Here is a 20,939-nt window from a genome sequence, read left to right as displayed (position 1 = left end):
GCGAGGGGGCTTGCCCCCTCGCCACAGGGTTTCGGATCAGTCCATCGTGCCGTAACGCTTCGACGCTTCAATCGCCAACCCGCTACCAATGCTGCCGAAGATGTTCCCTTCCACATGCCGCGCCTTTGGCAACATCGCCGAAACGCTGTTGCGCAGTGCCGGAATCCCGCTCGAACCGCCGGTGAAGAACACCGTATCCACCTGATCAACCCGCACATTCGCGTCGTTGAGCATTTGCGTCACGCTGTTGCGCACGCGCTCCAGCAACGCTTCGATGGCGGATTCGAACAATGCGCGGCTCAGTTCCACACTCAGCCCCGGCTCGATCCGGTCCAGCGGCACATGGCGACTGTCGGCATGGGTCAGCTGGATCTTGGTTTCTTCCACTTCCATGGCCAGCCAGTGCCCGGCGCGCTGGTCGATCAGCTTGAACAGGCGATCGATGCCGCCGGTGTCTTCGATGTCGTAGCGCATGCTGCCCAGGGCCAGGGTCGACTTTTGCGAGTACACCGAGTTGATGGTGTGCCAGGTCGCCAGGTTCATGTGGTGGCTGGTCGGCATGTAGGCGCCGCTCTTCATGCGGCTGCCGTAGCCGAACAGCGGCATCAGGCCCTGCAGGCTCAGCTGCTTGTCGAAATCGGTCCCGCCGATGTGCACGCCGCCGGTGGCGAGGATGTCATCGTGACGGTTGTCGTGGTTGCGGCGCTCAGGCGACAGGCGCACCAGCGAGAAGTCGGAGGTACCACCGCCGATGTCGACGATCAGCACCAGCTCTTCTTTTTCGATGGTCGACTCATAGTCGAACGCCGCGGCAATCGGTTCGTACTGGAACGAGACATCCTTGAAGCCAATGGCGCGGGCCACGTCGACCAAGGTGTTTTCGGCTTCCTGGTCGGCCATTTCATCGTCATCGACGAAAAACACCGGGCGACCCAGCACCACTTCCTCGAACTCCCGACCAGCGGCGGTTTCGGCGCGCTTCTTCAACTGGCCGATAAACAGCCCGAGCAGGTCCTTGAACGGCATCGCCGTGCCGAGAACGCTGGTGTCGTGCTTGATCAGCTTGGAGCCCAGCAGGCTCTTGAGCGAGCGCATCAGTCGGCCTTCATAGCCTTCCAGGTACTCGTGCAGCGCCAGACGGCCGTATACCGGGCGGCGTTCTTCCATGTTGAAGAAGACCACCGAGGGCAGGGTGATCTTGTCGTCCTCCAGCGCGATCAGCGTTTCCATGCCGGGGCGCAGCCAGCCGACGGTGGAGTTGGACGTGCCGAAGTCGATACCACAGGCACGGGCTGGAGATGCGTTTTTCATGACTTTCAGGTTCCGGTTAAAAAACGGCCGCGCAGTGTATGTCAGTGCGACGAATATTCGAAGGCCGACTATCCGCTATTTCGCAGGCATTAGCGCTTGAAACACTCAGCTTTGCCCCAAACTTGCTGGCATGGGCCTGGTAGCCAACCGGCGGTCGCAAGAACCGCCGCCCGCTGCCGATAAACTTCTGACGCGCCGCCCGGTCACAAAGTTGAGATCGGTCAATCCAAATGCTGCAAACAGGAGCATGCTGTGCGTGGCTGCGCGAATTGATAACGGATGGTGATCCTTAGATGGACTTCAAAGACTATTACAAGATTCTCGGTGTGGAACCGACCGCTGACGACAAGGCAATCAAGGCTGCCTATCGCAAGCTGGCGCGCAAATATCACCCTGATGTCAGCAAGGAAAAGGACGCCGAGGCGAAATTCAAGGACGCCTCGGAAGCCTATGAAGCGCTGAAAAGCGCCGACAAACGCGCCGAATACGACGACTTGCGCAAATACGGCCAGCACGGCCAGCCGTTCCAGGGCCCGCCAGGTTGGCAGGGGCGTGGTGCCGGTGGTTTCGGTGGTGGTCAGGACACGGGCGATTTTTCGGACTTCTTCAGTTCGATCTTCGGTAACCGTGGGCCTGGTTTTGGCGGTGGAGAGTCGCGTCGCAGTGCGGGACGTCGAGGGCAAGACGTGGAAATGGAACTCGCAATTTTTCTGGAAGAAAGCCTCTCGAACGAATCGAAGAAGGTCACCTTCCAGGTGCCGCAGTACAACGCGGCCGGCCAGCATGTCAGCAACACCACCAAGAGCCTGAACGTAAAGATCCCGGCCGGTGTGACCGACGGCGAGCGCATTCGCCTCAAGGGCCAAGGGGCCCCGGGGATCGGTGGCGGCGCCAATGGCGACCTGTTCCTGATCATCCGCTTTGCGCCGCACCCTAAATTCGACGTTGAAGGCGAGAACCTGATCATCACGTTGCCGCTGGCACCGTGGGAACTGGCGCTGGGTACTGAAGTGGCGGTGCCGACCCTGACCGGCAAGATCAACCTCAAGGTCCCGGCCGGCAGCCAGAACGGCCAGCGCATGCGTGCCAAGGGCCACGGCCTGCTGAACAAGGCGGGCGAGCGTGGCTTCCTGTTCGTGCAATTGAAGGCGGTCATGCCAAAAACCTCGAACGATGAGGTCAAGGCGTTGTGGCAGGAACTGGCGAAAAAAGCCGAGTTCAACCCAAGAGAAAACTTCTGATCCAAGAGACGGAGTAGCCCATCATGAGCACCCCCCTGACCGTTCACCTGGACCTGGCAGAATTCTGTGAGGCGACCGACCTGTCGGACGTCTACGTGATCGAAATCGTCGAACACGGCATCCTCGAACCTCAGGGCAAGCAGCCCAAGGATTGGCGTTTCAACGATTACGAGCTGTCACTGGCCAAGCGCGCCGCGAAGTTGCGGCGCGACCTGGAGCTGGAGTGGGAAGGCGTTGCCTTGGCGCTGGACCTGCTGGAAGAGGTTCAGCAGTTGCGGGCCGAGAACCGGATGTTGAAGCAACGGTTGGGGCGGTTGGTGGTCGAGTAGGTCTCGATTGCCTGTCAATCCGCTTTCGCGAGCAGGGGCGGTCATCCTTCTGGATGAACTCGGTTTATTGTGGGAGCGAGCCTGCTCGCGAAGAACGATAACGCGGTATTCCTGCCTATCCGTTCCGGGGCAACACCACCGTAAACAGTGTCCCGTCAGTCTTGTTCGAACTGACCTCTATCGTCCCGCCATGGGCATTCACCACTTCCTTGACGATAAACAACCCCAGGCCAAGGCTGGTCGTTGGCTGACCCAGTCCTTCGTCGGCACTGCGCACCAGTGGGTCGAAGACGGTGCCAATGGCCTCCTCGGGAATCGGCACGCCAAAGTTGTGCACCGTCAGGCGAACCGCCTGAGGCTCCCCGCTCACGGTGACGGTCACATCGCGTTTGTTCAAACCGTGCTGCAAGGCATTGCCGATCAGGTTCTGCAACAGTTGAGCGATCCGCCCGGCATCCCAGACACCTTGGGTGTCCCCCACGACTTTTAGCGTTGGATCGCACTCCGGGTTACCGGCGCAGGCTTGGGCAATCGCCGCGTCCGCGGCATCGGCCAGGTCCATGGGCGCCGGCTCGATGGGCAGGCTTTTGCCCAAACGGCTGCGCACCAGCTCCAGCAAATCGCTGACCATCACCGCCATGTGCCGTGCGCCACGCTTTATGTTGTTCGCGCAGGCGAGTGCATCGCCTTCCAGCGCCACTTTTCGCATCAGCATTTCAGTGGACATGCTCACCGCTTGCAACGGTGCGCGCAGGTCATGCCCGAGAATCGCCAGGAAGATGTCCCGTGAGTGATTGACCTGATCGGCATAGGCCGCAGTGGACTCGGCGAGGGCTTCGTCGACGGCTTCGTTGAAACGGATCATGTCCTGGAAGTAGGTCAGGTCCGGTGATTCCAGGGTATCGACCCACAAACGGATCACGCAGGCGCGCAGATGCCGGAATTCCGAGGTCATCTGCACCAAGTCAAATCCCACGGTATGGCGCAGTTCGCCATGGCTGGCGCCGGCTTCATCCAGGCTCGGGGTTTTTTCCGGGCCTTCGCCCTTGGCCTTGGCCATCTGTTCGCAGGTGGTTTGCGCGGTGGTCATGTCCCGCGCCGCGGCCAGCAAAATGGCCTTGGCATGATCGCGCAAGGCGACCTTGTCCATGTGCTCGGCCGCCGGGGTAATGGTACTGGCGAACTGCTCCCATTCATCGACGATACGGTCTACGTGTTGCCTGATGAATTCGGGTAGGCGCATGTCCGGTTTCCTGATGGGAAGTCTGGCGCATCTTAGCTCCTTTGCTGCCCGCTAAAAACTACCATTACGCGGTAGCGCACTTTCGTCTGGCGCCCGGGCGGTAATTACCTGTTTTTTTAATTCTTAAATCGAATACGACTTTGAGGTATGCCTGATTTCAGCGCTGTTTTTTGATCTTTTGTTTTCGTCGCCAGCCAATAATCTGTTGGTTCAATTCATCGCATAAGGATTTGCGAAATGAACGAACGTTCAGACACTGCGGATCGATCCGTCATTGCCCTGCATGCAAGAGACGCAGAGCGCACTGTTTATCGTGATTATCTGCTGGGTAAACTGCCCCCGCTGGTCAAAGACGCACCCGCCTCGCGCCTTGTTGCCTTTGCCCATTCGAAACCGGAGTTTCCTGAGTGGTATTTCAATTCAACGGCCATTGATCGCCAGTACCTCAAGGAGTTGATCGACGAGCACTGGCGCCTTCAGGGGCCATTGGACAATACGCTGAAGAACGTGCAGCAGGACATTCTTGCCTTTGCCGAGCCTTTGCTGGTCCAGGCATTGAAAGAGCAGTTGAATCTGGAACTGGACGTCAACGCGACGCTGATCCGGCTGTACATCCCCGCCAATCTGGCTATTGGCATCGATACCAACGCCAGTCGGCTCAGGCAATCGTCGTTGCTGGAAGCTGCCCTGCACAATTTCGAGGCCCCCGAAACGCAGGTGGGCGCGTTTCGCGGTGGCTCGGGCATTTTCACCAGGGACGACGAAAACGAGCTTCACCGGCATACGCTGACGGTCGAAAGATTTGCGTCCCTGTGCCGGACGCTCGATATCGGTGCGCAATATCAGCGCCACCTCACGGCATTACTGATGCCCGAGGACGTCACGGCCAGAGCCAACGTCGTGCGGCAATGCACGGCCAGTGAAAAAGCCGCGTTCCACGAGTCGGCGCTGATCGCGTACCTGAAAAAGGACGTCACGTCCTATGGCTACGGGAAACTTCGGCAGATACGTGACAACGGACCAGGCATTTTGATGGGGCGTCGTCCCCTGCATTGCCATCGGCTTTCGATCATGGGGTTCAGGCTGTCCGGTATTGTGTTGTTCAGTGCCGTGGCGGATCCCGCTAAAATCAAAAGAGTCTACGACGCCCTGATTCCAGAGCATCAACGAACGATGCTCGAATGGTCGCGAAGTCTGGCACTGCTCCCGGGGCAGGAGTTTGAACAGTTCAAGCAGCTCCAGGCGTTCTTCGCCAATGGCCCCAGTGGTCTTGTCGAGGCCATGTTGCAGCGCCACGATGCTTATCAACAAAGCCGTCTGGAGGGAACACTGATTGCGTATGTCCCCGATGATCCCGACCACCCCTTCAAGGAATACGAGTCCTTCACTGATTTCATGAAGGAACTGACGAGCCAATTGCGCTCGCCGGGTTATCAACAGTTTTTCAGTCGTTTCGTCGCGCAAAAAGACCAGGGCAAGTTCTTTGCCCGGGTTCGCGAGCGCCTCTCGACATTCACCTGGAAACAGCGCGAGCCGCTGGACATGGGGCCATGGTGGCGCGAGACCGCCGTTGAAAATGCCGACGCAGAACCTGTCACCCATACCCTTTCAGGCGATCTCTGGGCGCAGACCCGTCTGTGGCGCAGGGAGAAAGCGATTGCGGACGCGCGGCAAATCGCTGTGCCGACCGGCGATGAAGACGCCACCAACCGCTGGAATCGCCTGACCAGTTATCTGAACATCGGCTGGAACGTGTTCAACTTTGGCGCCATGCTGGTTCCCGGCCTGGGCGAAGCGATGCTGGCCATCATGGCCGGGCAAATGGCTTTCGAAACCCTGGAAGGCATTGAAGACTGGAGCAAAGGGGACAAGGAGGAAGCGGCGGCCCATCTCACCGGTGTCATGATCAATTTCGCGCAGTTGGCCATTATGGCGGCCGGGCATGTCTTGCCGTCTGGTGCGGCGCCGTCTGTCAAACCGTCGGCGTTTATCGACCGGTTGAAAAAGGTTGAAGTGGCGGATGGTCAGACGCGCCTATGGAACCCGGACCTTTCGCCCTACGCCCAAGACAGGGTGTTGCCCACCGAGGCGAAGCCAAACGAGCAGGGCCTGTACCGGCACAGGGAAAAAGACATCCTGAAGCATGACAACAAACATTTCGACGTCATCAACGATCCACGCACCGGTCAGCCACGCCTGCAACATCCGACCCGGCCAAAGGCTTATCAGCCGACACTGGAGCACAACGGTGCCGGCGCATGGAAGACCGAACTCGACCGCCCCATCGAGTGGGACACCACCACCCTCATGCGGCGCTTGGGACCGAAGGTCGAGGGCTTTTCTGATAACACCCTGGAGCAGATTCGTCTCGTCAGTGGGCTGGAAGAGGATCAATTGCGTCGGTTGCATGTCGTCGGCGATCCGCCGCCTGCGTTGCTGACCGACACGATCGAACGTTTCCAGGCCTGGGCCGAGGTGCAAAAACTGCCCGGGCAGATAAGGCTCGATGAGGTTCCGGAGGCGTTCGTCGAGCAGGTGCCCCGGTTGCTGGTTGAATTGCCCAGATGGCCCGAGCAAAAAAGCATCGAGCTGTTTGACGGCCCCGGGCATAGCGGGCGCTCGATCAAATTGGGCAACGTCGATGCGCTGCCCGCCGACACGCTGCAGATCAGCCATGCCGAGGTCCGATCAGGGAAACTGCCGGAGCGTGCGGTGAAGTTTGCGAACGAGACGGACATTCACGCGATGCTCGGACAGGGCATTGCGTCTGACGAGCAAATCCGCATCGAAGCCTTGAAAAACCTGTTGGCCGGGCGAGCAAGCCAGCGCCGCGCAGCTCTGTTTGACGCGCTGAGTCGCCGTTTGCAGCAAACCGACAACCCGCAGGTGCAGGTGCTTCAGGATGCGTTCAATGGGCTCCCCACGGCCGTAGCCCGGGAATTGCTCGCCGACATCGAGCCGCAAGACCGGCTCAACCTCACCGAGCCGTCGCGCATCCCCTTGCAACTCAGGGAGCGGGTGAGAGTGGCCTTGCGGGCCATACGAACCGCGCGCGCTTATGAAGGGCTCTTTCTCGACGTGCCGTTCGGTGTGGACACCGAACGGCTGGCATTGCACTCGATTCAAGCGCTACCGGAGTGGCCCGAAAACGTTCGGATCGAAATCCGTGAGCTTTCATTCGACGGGCGGTTGCGCGACAGCATCGGCTCGACGGACGCCACCCACCGCAGAATCCTGGTCAGCGAGGACGGCCAATACCAGGCACGCGATCCCGATGATCTGCATTTGCACGGGGCCGATGATCTATACACGTCGGTGTTGCATGCTTTGCCGGATGCCGAACGAAACACACTGGGGTATCACGTCAATCAAGGCGCCACGCTCAAGATCGCCATTCAAAAAACGCCATTGCCACGGGACACGTTCAGCGCGCTACTTGGCGATAACCCTGTACGCAAACCGACGTATGACCCCGTCACGATGCGCCTGCGTGGCGGCATGCGCGGGGTGGCTCATGGGCTAAGCCGAGTCAACGAGCCCATGACGCCGCAAGAGCGGGTGCGTGTTGTCCGCCCCGGATGGACGGAGGTCGAAGCCTTGTCCTATCTGCAGGTGAGTGGCAGCGAACTCAGTCTGGAGCAGAGGGCCAGCGCACTCGAAGCGGAATTCGATCGGCTCAATGCCAGCTTTCAACGCTGGTTGAAGTCGCCGACCCACGCGTACAGCTTCACCCCTGCCGGCGTCGCCGAATGGCAATCCAGAAACGCCTTGTACAAAGCGGTCAGGGAATGTTGGCAGCACACCGGGTTGCGCCATGTGGATTCATTCGGTCATTTGCAGGGCATGGTGCTCGACCTGGAAAACATGCCGCTTGGGCGTCATCTGCGCACCCTGCCTGCCCTGGAAGGCAATTTCGATCACGTCACGCGCCTCAATTTGACCCTGACCGAATTGACCGACGCACACAGTTCCTTCCTCGATCATTTTCCCCGCCTGCGTTCGCTCAACGTCAACGGCAATGCGCTCTCCGCTGTTCCCGGTGCCATCCGCCGCATGCGCGCGCTGACGGAACTCAACATGCGAGGTAACCGTATTGTCCTGGACGCACAAGGTGTCGCGGACCTGCGCAACCTGACACGACTGGAGGTTTTGGACCTGTTTGGCAATCCGTTGGGGCAAGCCCCGGACATTGGCAGCATGAGAAGGTTGCACACGCTGATCCTGGCGGACACCGGGATTCATGGCTGGCCGCAGGGGCTGTTCGCACAACCGCGGTTCCGGCATTTTTTCCTGGATTTGCAGCGCAACGAAATCACCCACATTCCGGCAGTGCCCCCTGGCTCTGCTCAGGCGGAATTGCTGGCGCGCACCTTGCTGAGCCGGGAGCCGCAGTGGTTGGCCGAGGCCAATCTGCAGACGCTCAGGGACTCCATTGAATCCGTCGGCATGGACCCGGATCGTCCATATCCACCCCGCGGTGTGCGTGACAGTCTCGACTGGGAGGCGGGCATGACACGGTCGGAATGGGTGGCGAAACAGGAGGTCTGGAACAGCGTCGAAGATGAGCACGGATCGGTCGGTTTTTTCAACGAGATCCGCAAACTCACCGAGTCGGGGCATTTCAAGCACGACACCGGATTTCGGGTCGATATGACCGCCAAGGTTTGGCGCATGCTCGAAGCGATGTCGAAAAACACCGAGCTTCGGCAAAAACTTTTCACCATGACCACCGTGCCCACGGCGTGCGTCGATGCTGGCGCGCAGCTGTTCAATGCCATGGGCCTGGAGGTGCTGATTCATGAGGCGTATGAACTGGCCAATCCCTCGCTGGTGGAAGGTGAGCTGGTTACGCTGGCGCGAGGCAAGTCACGTCTGGATGAACTGAGCAGGATTGCCCGCAAAACCATTTCCGAACGCGAGGCGATGGGCGAGGCGTTCAGGCGTGTCAATGCCATGGGGGAGGTGATGGGCACGATCGATGAGGTGGAAGTTCACCTGGCGTTCATGACCGATCTTGCCGAACGGCTGGACTTGCCCTGGCAGTCTCGAAACATGCAATTCAGAGGGATCGCGGGTGTCACCTCGGCGATGATCGACAATGCTTACCTGCGTGTGCTCGACCTTGAGGAAGGTGAGCTGCTCGGTGATTTGCTTGTCGATCAGCCGTTCTGGGCAGCCTACGTCGAAGGGGTCAACCGACGGGCTTTCAAAGGGTTCAGGCGCCGGATCGATGCCACGACAGACTTCTATATGGCATTGGACCAGCGTGCGAATGACACAACGCTTTCCCTTGAGCAAAAGGCTCGGTTGAAGGAAGAGCTCAGGGTGCTTGGCGCTGAACTGGGCAAACCGGAAAGCGATTTTGCGCCGGGCCGTGTCATGACCGACGCAGACTATGCTGCTGAGCTGAATGCAATCGATGAAGACAAAAAGGAGTTGCTCAAAACCTTCACCCAACAGGCGATCGACCGCGCAAAACTGCAAAGGGTAGAGGTCCCGTTTGTCGTACAGCCGGACGTTTGATTGCTGCTTTCCCGGGGAACGGGTACGCCAGGTCCCCGGGAATGATCAGACCGATCGAACGATCAAAACAGGAAATATCGCTGGGCCATCGGCAGCACATCCGCGGGCTCACACCAGAGCAGCACGCCGTCGGCTTTGACTTGATAGGTCTGTGGGTCGACATCGATCGTCGGCAGGTAATCGTTGTGAATCAAGTCGGTTTTCTGCACCTCGCGGCACCCTTTGACCACTGCGATTTTTTTCTTCAACCCCAACGCCTCAGGCAGGCCCGCCTCCTGCGCGGCCTGGCTGATAAAGGTCAGGCTGGTGGCGTGCAACGAACCGCCGTAGCTGGCAAACATCGGGCGGTAATGCACCGGTTGCGGCGTCGGAATTGACGCATTGGCGTCGCCCATCAGGCTGGCCGCAATAGCTCCGCCCTTGAGGATCAAGGTCGGCTTGACGCCAAAAAACGCCGGCCGCCACAGCACCAGATCCGCCCATTTACCCACTTCGACCGAGCCCACTTCATGGCTGATGCCATGGGTGATCGCCGGGTTGATGGTGTACTTGGCGATGTAGCGCTTGGCGCGGAAGTTGTCGTTGCCTTCGCCATCACCGGGTAGTGGGCCGCGTTGCTTTTTCATCTTGTCGGCGGTTTGCCAGGTGCGCGTGATGACCTCGCCAACGCGGCCCATGGCCTGGCTGTCGGAGCTGATCATCGAGAACGCGCCGAGGTCGTGGAGGATGTCTTCGGCGGCAATCGTCTCGCGGCGGATACGGCTTTCGGCGAAGGCCACGTCTTCGGCAATGCTCGGGTCCAGGTGATGGCAGACCATCAACATGTCGAGGTGCTCGTCGATGGTGTTGCGGGTGAACGGCCGTGTCGGGTTGGTCGAGCTCGGCAGCACATTGGCAAAGCCGCAGGCCTTGATGATGTCCGGGGCATGACCGCCGCCCGCACCTTCGGTGTGGTAGGTGTGGATGGTGCGGCCTTTGAACGCGGCGAGGGTGGTTTCGACGAAGCCGGATTCGTTGAGGGTGTCGGTGTGGATCGCCACCTGCACGTCGTACTGGTCGGCGACGCTCAGGCAGTTGTCGATGCTCGCCGGCGTGGTGCCCCAGTCTTCATGCAGTTTGAGGCCGATGGCGCCGGCCTTGACCTGTTCGATCAAGGGCTCCGGCAGGCTGGCGTTGCCCTTGCCGGTGAGGCCGATGTTCATCGGGAACGCGTCGGCGGCCTGAAGCATGCGCGCCAGGTGCCACGGCCCGGAGGTGCAGGTCGTCGCGTTGGTGCCCGTCGCCGGGCCGGTGCCGCCGCCGATCATGGTGGTGACGCCGCTCATCAGCGCCTCTTCGATTTGCTGTGGGCAAATGAAGTGGATGTGGGTGTCGATGCCGCCAGCGGTGAGAATCATCCCTTCACCGGCGATGACTTCGGTACCGGCGCCGATGGCGATGGTCACGTTCGGCTGCACGTCCGGGTTGCCGGCCTTGCCGATGCCCGCCACGCGGCCATTCTTGAGGCCGACGTCGGCTTTGACAATGCCCCAGTGGTCGATAATCAGCGCGTTGGTGATCACCGTGTCGACGACGTCTGCGGCCAACAGTTGGCTTTGGCCCTGGCCATCGCGGATGACTTTGCCGCCGCCGAATTTCACTTCTTCGCCGTAGGTGGTGAAGTCTTTTTCGACTTCAATCCACAGTTCGGTGTCGGCGAGGCGAACCTTGTCGCCGACGGTGGGGCCGAACATGTCGGCGTAGGCCTGTTTAGAAATTTTCATGGGCTTGCCTTGGGATTCGATTGTTTTTGAGACCGCTCGCATAGCTCGCTATCGCAGCCTCGCTGCGCTCGACAGCTCCTACAGGTGCTCACACACGTTTGTGGTTGCACGCGGTCTTGTAGCCGCTGTCGAGTGAAACGAGGCTGCGATCTTTTTGGACGCACTGCAGTAATCAGTCGAGGTCACCCATGATCCTGCCGGCAAACCCGAACACCCGGCGATGCCCGGCCAGATCGACCAGCTCGACCTCGCGACTTTGTCCCGGCTCAAAACGCACCGCGGTGCCCGCCGGGATGTTCAGGCGCATGCCGCGGCTGGCGGCGCGGTCGAAGGTCAAGGCGTCGTTGGTTTCGAAAAAGTGGTAATGCGAGCCGACCTGGATCGGCCGGTCGCCGCTGTTGGCTACCTTCAGACTGACGGTGCGGCGGCCAACGTTGAGTTCGATGTCGCCGGGCTGGATCTGGTATTCACCGGGAATCATCAATGGGCTCCTTGCAGAATCTTGTAGTAGAGCGCGGTCGGTTTGTAGCGCCCGCTCGGGTCGCACGCGTAGTCGGGGATCTCGCCCGCCCGGGTATAACCCAATGCCTTATAGAAATCTTCGGCGGGGGAGCCGGCTTCGGTGTCGAGGTAGAGCATGCCGCGCTTGTGCTGGAGCGCGGCCTGTTCCAGCGCGCTCATCAACTGTTGGCCCAGACCACGACGACGCGCGTGTTCACGCACCAGCAGTTTTTGCACTTCGGCGCGGTTCAGGCCATTGGCTTTCTGGCACAGGGTCAGTTGCACACTGGCTTCCACTTGTTCGTCGCGAACCACCACCCACAGCAGCACGCTGCCCTTGTTCAGGTTCTCCTGGACTTCATCGAAATAGGCGCGGGCCTGAGTCGCGTCCAGATTGGCCATGAACCCGACGCTGGCGCCATAACCCACGGCGTCGAGCAGCAGATCAATCAAACCCTGGCGGTAGTGCGCAAAGCTTTCAACATTGACGCGTCGCAGTTGGGCGGCGTTCATCGGGCGTTACTCCTTGCTGGCGACAGGCGGCTGCGCGCCGGGATTGAGGGTCAGTTGCATGAAGGTCAGGTCCAGCCAGCGGCCGAACTTGGTGCCCACTTGGGGCATTTGCCCGGTGGTGATGAACCCGACGCGGTCATGCAGACGAATGGAAGCGGCGTTGCCGCTTTCGATGGCAGCGACCATCACATGCTTGTCGCAACCTTTGGCGCGTTCGATCAGCACCGTCATCAGTTTCGGGCCGAGGCCGTTACCGCGCTGATCGCTGCGCACGTACACCGAGTGCTCGACGGTGTGGCGGAAACCATCGAAAGGCCGCCAGTCACCAAATGAAGCGTAGCCCAGCACGCTGTTGTCACCGTCGACAATCACCAGAATCGGATAACCCTGGGCTTGCCGGGCGCTGAACCAGGCCTGGCGATTGCCGAGATCAACGGCCTGTTCATTCCAGATCGCCGTGGTGTTGAGCACCGCGTCGTTGTAGATGTCGCGGATCGCCGGCAAGTCGGCATGCACCGCGTCACGGATGTGGTAAGTCATGGCGGCTCCTCAGGCGATGGGTTGGTGGACGGTGACCAGCTTGGTGCCGTCGGGGAACGTCGCTTCAACCTGGATCTCCGGGATCATTTCTGGAATCCCTTCCATGACTTGTTCGCGGGTCAGCAGCGTGGTGCCGAAGTGCATCAAGTCGGCCACGGTCTGGCCGTCACGCGCACCTTCGAGCAGGGCGGCGGAGATGTAGGCCATGGCTTCCGGGTAATTGAGTTTCACGCCGCGCGCCAAACGCCGCTCGGCCACGAGGCCGGCGGTGAAGATCAGCAGCTTGTCTTTTTCGCGTGGTGTCAGGTCCATCGTTGGAATCCATCTGGGCAGATAAAAAATTTCAGATCTGTAAACACCAATCCCCTGTGGGATCGTGTTTCAGGTGCTCCATATTCTCGGTGGGACCGCTTCCCGGCCAAGCAGCGCAGGCCTGAGCAATCGCCACAATTCAATCAACCAGCCGCGCGCCAACAGCGCTTCACTGGCCAGGCACCGGGCCACCAACAGCCCCGGCAACTGGGTCAAATCCCCGCGTACGTCATTGGGCAGCGATCGACAGGTTTCCAGCTGTTCACTGTCGATCTCCCCGGTGACCAGCAACGTCGCAAACACCGGTTGACCATCAAGACCAATCGGCGAATCCAGCAACCCGTCATTCCCGACAATGCGCTGGCGTTCGTGCCAGAGCAACTGGCCGTCGCGGCGAATGTCCAGCCGCGCCTGGAAATGCCCGAGGTCAAAACGCTCGCCACTGGCCGGGCGACCCAGCGCCACAACGTCCCAGTAGAACAGCCGCGCGTCACCTTCCAGCTCAATCGAGGTGCTCAATTCGGCTTGGGCATCGCTGAAGATAATCGTCTCCTGCGGCAACCACTCCAGCGTTCCGCCAGCCGCGACTTTCAGATCCAGTTGCTGATAGGCCGGGCCTGCCGCGCGGTACCACTTGGCCGCGCCGGGGCTGGTGATTTGCGCCCAGGCCTTCGCGCCGACACGGGCCGAAATGTCCAGCCGATCACCACCGGCAATCCCGCCCGGCGGGTGAACGATGATGTGCTGACAGACCTCGGGGCCTTCGGCATACAGGTGCTTTTGCACCCGCAGCGGGCCTTTGTGGCGGCGCTGGACCGGGCGCGTGCTGTCGCCGAAACGGGCATAGCCCAGCTCCAGCTCGGCGTGCCAGCTCGGGGTAAACAGGACAGTAGGAAGAGGTACATTCATATTTTTTAATTATCGTTAGGACGCTACAGATTAGATCGTAGCCTTAAATCGTGACTAGACCGCGCACACCTTCGGCTTCCATATGTTCACCGCGACCCTGCTGCACGATCTCGCCCCGGGACATCACCAGGTATTGATCGGCCAGTTCGGCGGCGAAATCGTAGAACTGTTCCACCAGCAAAATCGCCATGTCGCCCCGAGCCGCGAGCTTCTTGATCACCGCCCCGATTTCCTTGATCACCGATGGCTGGATGCCTTCGGTGGGCTCATCGAGGATCAACAGGCGAGGACGGCTGGCCAGCGCCCGGCCGATCGCCAATTGCTGTTGTTGACCGCCGGACAAGTCACCGCCGCGCCGTTGCTTCATTTGCAGCAGCACCGGGAACAGCTCGTAGATGAACGCCGGGACTTCCTTGGCTTCGCTGCCAGGGAAGCGTGACAGGCCCATCAGCAGGTTTTCTTCGACGGTCAGCCGACCGAAAATCTCGCGGCCCTGCGGCACGTAGGCGATCCCGGCATGCACGCGTTGATGTGGCTTGAAGGTTGTGATCGGGTTGCCTTCCCAGTTCACCGCACCTTCCTTGGCCGGGAGCAACCCCATCAGGCATTTGAGCAGGGTGGTTTTGCCGACGCCGTTGCGTCCGAGCAGGCAGGTGACTTCGCCGACTTTCACGTCAAACGTCAGGCCGCGCAGGATGTGGCTACCGCCGTAATACTGGTGCAGCTTGTCGACTTGCAGCATTGCTGAATTCCTTCTGTTTCACACAGAACCCTGTGGGAGCTGGCTTGCCTGCGATGGGGGTGGGACAGTCAACGTCATTGTTGGATATGCTGGCCTCATCGCAGGCAAGCCAGCTCCCACAGGTTTTGCGTGTGCAGGTTCAGCGACCGAGATACACCTCGATCACTCGCTCATTCTCCTGCACCTGCTCCAGCGACCCTTCCGCCAGCACGCTGCCCTGGTGCAACACGGTGACGTGGTCGGCAATCGAACCCACAAACCCCATGTCGTGTTCCACCACCATCAACGAATGCTTGCCCGCCAGGGTCTTGAACAGTTCCGCGGTAAATTCGGTTTCAGCGTCAGTCATGCCCGCCACCGGCTCGTCGAGCAGCAGCAGTTGCGGGTCTTGCATCAGCAGCATGCCGATCTCCAGAAACTGCTTCTGACCGTGGGACAACAACCCCGCCGGCCGATTGACCGACGTGGTCAGGCGAATGGTTTCCAGCACGTCAGTGATGCGATCTTTCTGCTCACCAGTAAGGCGCGCACGCAGGCTGGCCCACACTGATTTGTCGGTTTTCTGCGCCAGCTCCAGGTTCTCGAACACGCTCAACGCTTCGAACACCGTCGGCTTCTGAAACTTGCGACCGATACCGGCCTGGGCGATCTGCACTTCGCTCATCTGCGTCAGGTCCAGGGTTTCACCGAACCAGGCCTTGCCGTGACTCGGCCGGGTCTTGCCGGTGATCACGTCCATCAGCGTGGTCTTGCCCGCGCCATTGGGGCCGATGATGCAGCGCAACTCGCCGACGCCGATGTACAGGTTCAGGTTGTTCAGCGCCTTGAAGCCGTCGAAGCTGACGCTGATGTCTTCCAGGGTCAGGATCGTGCCGTGGCGGGTGTCGAGGCCGGGGCCGACGCGTTGGCCGTGACTGATGGCGTCGCGGCTGGTGCCGGCGTCCTTGTTTGGCTCTACGGGAAAAAAGGCTGGTTCGAGCATGAATTCCGCCGTGGGTGTGATTCTCATTGTTCGCCCCTTTTCTTCAGCAGACCGATCACGCCCTTCGGCAGGTACAAGGTCACGACGATGAACAGGGCACCGAGGAAAAACAGCCAGTACTCCGGAAACGCCACGGTGAACCAGCTCTTCATGCCGTTGACCACGCCGGCGCCCAGCAGTGGACCGATCAGCGTGCCGCGACCACCAAGGGCCACCCAGACCGCCGCTTCAATCGAGTTGGTTGGCGACATTTCACTCGGGTTGATGATCCCGACCTGCGGCACGTACAACGCCCCGGCCAGACCGCACAACACCGCACTCAACACCCAGACAAACAGCTTGAAACCGCGTGGGTCGTAACCGCAGAACATCAGGCGGTTTTCCGCATCGCGCAGTGCGGTCAGCACCCGGCCGAACTTGCTCTGCGCCAGGCGCCAGCCGATGAACAGGCTGGCCACCAGCAACACCACCGTGGCGAAAAACAGCACGGCACGGGTGCCGGGTTCGGTGATGCCGAAACCGAGAATGGTGCGGAAATTGGTGAAGCCGTTGTTGCCGCCAAACCCGGTCTCGTTGCGGAAGAACAGCAGCATTCCAGCGAAGGTCAGGGCCTGGGTCATGATCGAGAAATACACGCCCTTGATCCGCGAGCGGAAGGCGAAGAAGCCGAACACCAGCGCCAGCAATCCCGGCGCCAATACCACCAGGCACATGGCCCAGAGGAAGCTGCTGGTGCCGGTCCAGTACCACGGCAATTCGGTCCACGACAGGAAGGTCATGAACGCCGGCAAGCCATCGCCCGAGGCCTGGCGCATCAAGTACATGCCCATCGCGTAACCGCCGAGGGCGAAGAACAGGCCGTGGCCGAGGGACAGCAGGCCGGCGTATCCCCAGACCAGGTCCAGCGCCAGCGCGACGATGGCGTAGCAAAGAATCTTGCCCACCAGCGTCAGGGTGTAGGCCGAGACGTGAAACACACTGATCGGCGACAACAGCGACAGCAGCGGCAACGCCAGCAGCAGCGCGAGAATCACCGCGCCGACCGCGATCGTGACTGTGGGGCCGGCTTTTTGTGTAGCGGTAACGAGCAGGGGCTGGTTCATCAGTCGATCACCCGTCCTTTCAGTGCGAAGAGGCCTTGCGGACGCTTCTGGATGAACAGAATGATCAGCGCGAGGATCAGGATCTTGCCGAGCACGGCGCCGATCTGCGGTTCGAGAATTTTGTTGGCGATGCCGAGGCCGAACGCGGCGAGCACGCTACCGGCCAATTGGCCGACACCGCCGAGCACCACCACCAGGAACGAGTCGATGATGTAGCTTTGGCCGAGGTCCGGACCGACGTTGCCGATCTGGCTCAGCGCTACGCCACCGAGGCCGGCGATGCCCGAGCCGAGACCGAAGGCGAGCATGTCCACGCGCCCGGTCGGCACGCCACAGCAGGCGGCCATGTTGCGATTCTGGGTGACGGCGCGCACATTCAAACCCAGGCGCGTCTTGTTCAGCAGCAGCCAGGTCAGCACCACCACAAACAGCGCAAACGCGATGATCACGATGCGGTTGTACGGCAGCACGAGGTTGGGCAGCACTTGAATCCCGCCCGACAACCACGCCGGGTTGGCCACTTCAACGTTCTGCGCGCCGAACACCAGGCGCACCAGCTGAATCAGCATCAGGCTGATGCCCCAGGTGGCGAGCAAGGTTTCCAATGGGCGGCCATAGAGGTGACGAATCACCGTGCGCTCCAGCGCCATGCCGATGGCGGCGGTGACGAAGAATGCGACCGGCAACGCGATCAGCGGGTAGAACTCGATGGCTTGCGGGGCGTAGCGCTGGAACATCATCTGCACCACATACGTCGAGTACGCGCCGAGCATCAGCATCTCGCCGTGGGCCATGTTGATCACGCCGAGCAGGCCGAACGTGATCGCCAGACCGAGGGCGGCGAGCAGCAGGATCGAACCGAGCGACATGCCGCTGAAGGCCTGGCCGAGCAACTCGCCGATCAGCAGTTTGCGTTTGACTTGGGCGAGGCTGGTTTCGGCGGCGGTGCGCACGGCGACGTCGGCTTCGACGCCCGGTTCGAGCAAGGTTTCGAGGCGGGTACGGGCGAGCGGGTCGCCGGTTTCACCGAGCAAACGCACCGCAGCGAGGCGCACGGCGGGGTCGGTGTCGACCAGTTGCAGATTGGCCAGGGTGAGGCTGAGGGCGGCGTGGACGCTTTCGTCTTTTTCGCCGGCCAGTTGCTGGTCGAGGAATGTCAGCTGCGCGGGTTTGGCGCTTTTCTGCAGCTGCTGCGCGGCGGCCAGACGGGTTTTCGGGTCGGCGGCGAGCAGTTGATGGCTGGCCAGTGCGGTGTCGATCAGACCCCGCAGGCGATTGTTCAGGCGCAAGGTTTTCGGTTGGCCGTCGACGGTCAGTTCGCCTTGTTGCAGGGCGTTGATCAGTTCGACACGGGCCGGGTCGGGCTGCGCGGCCCAGGCTTCCAGCAGTTTGGCTTGCTGCACGGGGGTGGCGGCGACGAAGTCTTCGGTGTCGCTGGCAAAGGAGGTTGCCGGCAGCAAAAGCGCAATGGCGAGAATCAGACGATAAAGGGCGGAGGGCATAGGTAGTCGCCTTGACACGGACATTGTGGGAGCTGGCGTGCCTGCGATGCAGACGACTCGGTGTGTCTGATGCTCCGAGGTGATGCCATCGCAGGCAAGCCAGCTCCCACAGGGATTTATGTCGGGCCTGGGCTCCATGCCCAGGCCCGACATCCAGTGGCTTAGTTGCTCTTCATCGCATAATCCGGCTTCTTGTCGTTGCCATCGATAAACGGGCTCCACGGCTGGGCGCGGATCGGGCCTTCGGTCTGCCACACCACGTTGAACTGACCATCGGCCTGGATCTCGCCGATCATCACCGGTTTGTGCAGGTGGTGATTGGTCTTGTCCATGGTCAGGGTGTAGCCGGACGGCGCGGCAAAGGTCTGGCCGGCGAGGGCTTCGCGGACTTTGTCGACGTCGGTGGACTTGGCTTTTTCCGCCGCTTGCGCCCACATGTGAATGCCGACGTAGGTGGCTTCCATCGGGTCGTTGGTCACCGCTTTGTCGGCGCCCGGCAGGTTGTGTTTCTTGGCGTAGGCTTTCCAGTCCGCGACGAATTTCGCGTTCTGCGGGTTCTCGACCGATTCGAAGTAGTTCCACGCCGCAAGGTTGCCCACCAGCGGTTTGGTGTCGATGCCGCGCAGTTCTTCTTCGCCGACGGAGAACGCCACGACCGGAACGTCGGTGGCTTTCAAACCCTGGTTGGCCAGCTCTTTATAGAACGGCACGTTGGAGTCGCCGTTGACGGTCGAGATGACGGCTGTCTTGCCGCCGGCGGAGAATTTTTTGATGTTGGCGACGATGGTCTGGTAATCGGCGTGGCCGAACGGGGTGTAGACCTCTTCGATGTCCTTGTCCGCCACGCCTTTGGAGTGCAGGAACGAGCGCAGGATTTTGTTGGTGGTGCGCGGGTAGACGTAGTCGGTGCCGAGCAGGAAGTAACGCTTGGCGCTGCCACCTTCTTCGCTCATCAGGTATTCAACGGCGGGAATCGCCTGCTGGTTTGGCGCGGCGCCGGTGTAGAACACGTTCGGCGACATCTCTTCGCCTTCGTACTGCACCGGGTAGAACAGCAAGCCGTTGAGCTCTTCGAACACCGGCAACACCGATTTACGCGACACCGACGTCCAGCAGCCGAACACCACGGCCACCTTGTCCTGAGTCAGCAACTGCCGGCCCTTTTCGGCGAACAGCGGCCAGTTCGACGCAGGGTCCACCACCACCGGTTCCAGCATCTTGCCGTTCACGCCGCCCTTGGCGTTGATCTCGTCGATGGTCATCAAGGCCATGTCTTTGAGCGACGTTTCGGAGATCGCCATGGTGCCGGACAACGAATGCAGAATCCCGACCTTGATGGTCTCGGCGGCCTGGACGGTCCAGGTCATGCCCATCGCGGCAATGCTTGCCGAGAGTGTGAAAGCCTTGATCAAGCTACGACGCTTCATTGTGCGATCTCCATGAACTTATGAATTTTTTTGGTTGGCAGATGCGGACTACTGAAGGGTGTTTTGCAAAGGCTGTGCCCGGTCGGCAAAAGGCAGGGAAATGTCGTTTTAGAGCGCTCGCGCGCGGTGGCGGCGCACCATGAAGGGACGAGGGCGGGGCGGTGGTGCGAGGGTGTGCGTCATTGTGGTGCTGCCGCGTGGCGGCAGCGGTGATGCAGAAGGGTTCAGTTGGGGCCGGGAAATGAGTCGACGTATTGGATCTTGAAATCGGGGAAGGAATCGACGATCTGGATTTTGTAATCAGGGAAGCTGTCGACGGTTTTCCACTTGCCCGGCGAGTCCGCAAAAGAGTCGACCTGCTGCACCTTCAGATCGGGAAAGGAGTTCACCACCTGCACCTTGTAGTCCGGAAAGCTGTCGACGAATTGGATCTTGCCGTAAATCTTCGAGACATCGACGGTGGTATCGGCCATTGCGGCGCTGGAGCCGAATACCAGCAACGACAGGAAAACAGATTTCAGCATGAGGCTCATCCTGAGGGTCGTGAGATGCGCAGTGTAAGGAATGTTGAGCCCCGGTGGGAGCGAGAAGCCTCACTCCCACATTTTTTCTTGCGGTGTATTCAGGTGGGAACGACCTTATCCACCGCGCGGTTCACGGCCAGTTCGGCGAGCATGATGATCTGCTGGATGGCCATCGCCTTGTGGCGCTGCGGGCCGATCAGGTCGGCGGCGAAGTCGCTGGCCAGGACACTGGCGGACGCCAGGGATTCACAGGCATGGACCAACAGGCTTTCGCTGTCGTTGTCCGGGGCGATCATGTACATCGTGCTGGGGCGGCGGGGTTTTTCGGTGTAGAGCGCAGGCGGATCCAGGTAGTAGTCGAGGGCGCGTTTGATGGCTTCGCGGTCTCGGAGCAGGTCTTCGTCGCGAGATGTTTCGGGTTCGGGTGTGGTGGTGTCGATGGGTGGATCGGGTACGATTTTCTTAGACATGGTA

General features: G+C 60.4%; 18 protein-coding genes. 3 read left to right on the top strand and 15 right to left on the bottom strand.

The annotated features are described in order from the left end of the window. Positions 1-36: 36 nt before the first annotated feature. Positions 37-1,311, bottom strand: a complete 1,275-nt coding sequence (locus tag H8F22_RS28035) for an Hsp70 family protein (RefSeq protein WP_027921941.1) — start codon at positions 1,309-1,311, stop codon at positions 37-39. A gap of 293 nt (positions 1,312-1,604) precedes the next feature. Between H8F22_RS28035 and H8F22_RS28030 the strand changes: the two genes are divergently transcribed. Both H8F22_RS28030 and H8F22_RS28025 read left to right on the top strand, forming a co-directional pair. Further along, positions 1,605-2,552, top strand: a complete 948-nt coding sequence (locus H8F22_RS28030; RefSeq protein WP_027921940.1) for a DnaJ C-terminal domain-containing protein — start codon at positions 1,605-1,607, stop codon at positions 2,550-2,552. Between the two features lie 23 nt (positions 2,553-2,575). Further along, positions 2,576-2,881, top strand: coding sequence for a chaperone modulator CbpM (locus H8F22_RS28025; RefSeq protein ID WP_027921939.1), 306 nt, complete (start codon positions 2,576-2,578; stop codon positions 2,879-2,881). Between the two features lie 115 nt (positions 2,882-2,996). On the opposite strand, the gene H8F22_RS28020 is transcribed toward H8F22_RS28025, so the two are convergent. After that, positions 2,997-4,124, bottom strand: coding sequence for a sensor histidine kinase (locus H8F22_RS28020; protein ID WP_027921938.1), 1,128 nt, complete (start codon positions 4,122-4,124; stop codon positions 2,997-2,999). Positions 4,125-4,361: 237 nt separating this feature from the next. On the opposite strand from H8F22_RS28020, the gene H8F22_RS28015 reads away from it, so the two are divergent. Continuing rightward, positions 4,362-9,647, top strand: a complete 5,286-nt coding sequence (locus tag H8F22_RS28015; protein ID WP_194940965.1) for an NEL-type E3 ubiquitin ligase domain-containing protein — start codon at positions 4,362-4,364, stop codon at positions 9,645-9,647. 62 nt (positions 9,648-9,709) lie between these two features. Here H8F22_RS28015 and ureC read toward each other — a convergent pair whose 3' ends face one another. From ureC to H8F22_RS27950, 13 genes are all read right to left on the bottom strand, one after another. Further along, entirely contained in the window at positions 9,710-11,410 is a 1,701-nt protein-coding gene (ureC, locus tag H8F22_RS28010; protein ID WP_194940964.1) for an urease subunit alpha, read from the bottom strand. Between the two features lie 172 nt (positions 11,411-11,582). Continuing rightward, the gene (locus H8F22_RS28005) at positions 11,583-11,891 is read right to left on the bottom strand and encodes an urease subunit beta (RefSeq protein ID WP_109627750.1); all 309 of its coding nucleotides are present in this window, start codon (positions 11,889-11,891) and stop codon (positions 11,583-11,585) included. Then, positions 11,891-12,424, bottom strand: a complete 534-nt coding sequence (locus H8F22_RS28000) for a GNAT family N-acetyltransferase (RefSeq protein WP_027921934.1) — start codon at positions 12,422-12,424, stop codon at positions 11,891-11,893. Before H8F22_RS28000 ends, H8F22_RS28005 begins: the two co-directional genes overlap by 1 nt. Positions 12,425-12,430: 6 nt before the next feature. After that, on the bottom strand, positions 12,431-12,964 hold the full coding sequence (locus H8F22_RS27995; protein ID WP_027921933.1) for a GNAT family N-acetyltransferase: 534 nt from the start codon (positions 12,962-12,964) through the stop codon (positions 12,431-12,433). A gap of 9 nt (positions 12,965-12,973) precedes the next feature. Next, positions 12,974-13,276 carry an urease subunit gamma gene (locus H8F22_RS27990; RefSeq protein WP_007945249.1) on the bottom strand — a complete coding sequence of 101 codons (303 nt, stop codon included), beginning with the start codon at positions 13,274-13,276 and terminating at the stop codon, positions 12,974-12,976. 69 nt (positions 13,277-13,345) lie between these two features. Then, complete coding sequence (locus tag H8F22_RS27985) at positions 13,346-14,185, bottom strand: urease accessory protein UreD (protein ID WP_194940963.1); 840 nt, start codon at positions 14,183-14,185, stop codon at positions 13,346-13,348. Positions 14,186-14,228: 43 nt separating this feature from the next. After that, a complete protein-coding gene (urtE, locus tag H8F22_RS27980) occupies positions 14,229-14,927 on the bottom strand; it encodes an urea ABC transporter ATP-binding subunit UrtE (protein WP_027921931.1) in 699 nt (232 codons plus the stop codon). Between the two features lie 139 nt (positions 14,928-15,066). Then, on the bottom strand, positions 15,067-15,936 hold the full coding sequence (gene urtD, locus H8F22_RS27975; RefSeq protein ID WP_194940962.1) for an urea ABC transporter ATP-binding protein UrtD: 870 nt from the start codon (positions 15,934-15,936) through the stop codon (positions 15,067-15,069). Beyond that, positions 15,933-17,012 (bottom strand): urea ABC transporter permease subunit UrtC, encoded by a 1,080-nt coding sequence (gene urtC / locus H8F22_RS27970; protein ID WP_027921929.1) that lies wholly within the window; start codon positions 17,010-17,012, stop codon positions 15,933-15,935. Before urtC ends, urtD begins: the two co-directional genes overlap by 4 nt. Beyond that, complete coding sequence (urtB, locus tag H8F22_RS27965) at positions 17,012-18,514, bottom strand: urea ABC transporter permease subunit UrtB (protein WP_194940961.1); 1,503 nt, start codon at positions 18,512-18,514, stop codon at positions 17,012-17,014. Before urtB ends, urtC begins: the two co-directional genes overlap by 1 nt. A 161-nt stretch (positions 18,515-18,675) precedes the next feature. After that, positions 18,676-19,941: an urea ABC transporter substrate-binding protein gene (gene urtA / locus H8F22_RS27960; protein WP_027921927.1), complete on the bottom strand. Its 1,266-nt coding sequence runs from the start codon at positions 19,939-19,941 to the stop codon at positions 18,676-18,678. Between the two features lie 224 nt (positions 19,942-20,165). Next, positions 20,166-20,465, bottom strand: a complete 300-nt coding sequence (locus tag H8F22_RS27955) for a hypothetical protein (protein ID WP_194940960.1) — start codon at positions 20,463-20,465, stop codon at positions 20,166-20,168. Positions 20,466-20,563: 98 nt separating this feature from the next. Continuing rightward, positions 20,564-20,935, bottom strand: coding sequence for a DUF6124 family protein (locus H8F22_RS27950; protein WP_194940959.1), 372 nt, complete (start codon positions 20,933-20,935; stop codon positions 20,564-20,566). Between the last annotated feature and the right edge of the window lie 4 nt (positions 20,936-20,939).

Source organism: Pseudomonas mucoides (assembly GCF_015461845.1).
Lineage (GTDB): Bacteria > Pseudomonadota > Gammaproteobacteria > Pseudomonadales > Pseudomonadaceae > Aquipseudomonas > Aquipseudomonas mucoides.
Note: the sequence above shows the minus strand (reverse complement) of the source record. Positions and strands in the feature narration are given on the sequence as shown.

Bases quoted from the DNA above. Each gene is read 5' to 3' on its own strand.
- H8F22_RS28035 (WP_027921941.1), bottom strand. From the start codon at position 1,311: ATGAAAAACGCATCTCCAGCCCGTGCCTGTGGTATCGACTTCGGCACG.
- urtB (WP_194940961.1), bottom strand. From the start codon at position 18,514: ATGCCCTCCGCCCTTTATCGTCTGATTCTCGCCATTGCGCTTTTGCTG.
- H8F22_RS27990 (WP_007945249.1), bottom strand. From the start codon at position 13,276: ATGGACCTGACACCACGCGAAAAAGACAAGCTGCTGATCTTCACCGCC.
- H8F22_RS28015 (WP_194940965.1), top strand. From the start codon at position 4,362: ATGAACGAACGTTCAGACACTGCGGATCGATCCGTCATTGCCCTGCAT.
- urtE (WP_027921931.1), bottom strand. From the start codon at position 14,927: ATGCTGCAAGTCGACAAGCTGCACCAGTATTACGGCGGTAGCCACATC.
- H8F22_RS28025 (WP_027921939.1), top strand. From the start codon at position 2,576: ATGAGCACCCCCCTGACCGTTCACCTGGACCTGGCAGAATTCTGTGAG.
- urtA (WP_027921927.1), bottom strand. From the start codon at position 19,941: ATGAAGCGTCGTAGCTTGATCAAGGCTTTCACACTCTCGGCAAGCATT.
- H8F22_RS28005 (WP_109627750.1), bottom strand. From the start codon at position 11,891: ATGATTCCCGGTGAATACCAGATCCAGCCCGGCGACATCGAACTCAAC.
- ureC (WP_194940964.1), bottom strand. From the start codon at position 11,410: ATGAAAATTTCTAAACAGGCCTACGCCGACATGTTCGGCCCCACCGTC.
- H8F22_RS27995 (WP_027921933.1), bottom strand. From the start codon at position 12,964: ATGACTTACCACATCCGTGACGCGGTGCATGCCGACTTGCCGGCGATC.
- H8F22_RS27985 (WP_194940963.1), bottom strand. From the start codon at position 14,185: ATGAATGTACCTCTTCCTACTGTCCTGTTTACCCCGAGCTGGCACGCC.
- H8F22_RS27955 (WP_194940960.1), bottom strand. From the start codon at position 20,465: ATGCTGAAATCTGTTTTCCTGTCGTTGCTGGTATTCGGCTCCAGCGCC.
- urtC (WP_027921929.1), bottom strand. From the start codon at position 17,012: ATGAACCAGCCCCTGCTCGTTACCGCTACACAAAAAGCCGGCCCCACA.
- urtD (WP_194940962.1), bottom strand. From the start codon at position 15,936: ATGAGAATCACACCCACGGCGGAATTCATGCTCGAACCAGCCTTTTTT.
- H8F22_RS27950 (WP_194940959.1), bottom strand. From the start codon at position 20,935: ATGTCTAAGAAAATCGTACCCGATCCACCCATCGACACCACCACACCC.
- H8F22_RS28000 (WP_027921934.1), bottom strand. From the start codon at position 12,424: ATGAACGCCGCCCAACTGCGACGCGTCAATGTTGAAAGCTTTGCGCAC.
- H8F22_RS28030 (WP_027921940.1), top strand. From the start codon at position 1,605: ATGGACTTCAAAGACTATTACAAGATTCTCGGTGTGGAACCGACCGCT.
- H8F22_RS28020 (WP_027921938.1), bottom strand. From the start codon at position 4,124: ATGCGCCTACCCGAATTCATCAGGCAACACGTAGACCGTATCGTCGAT.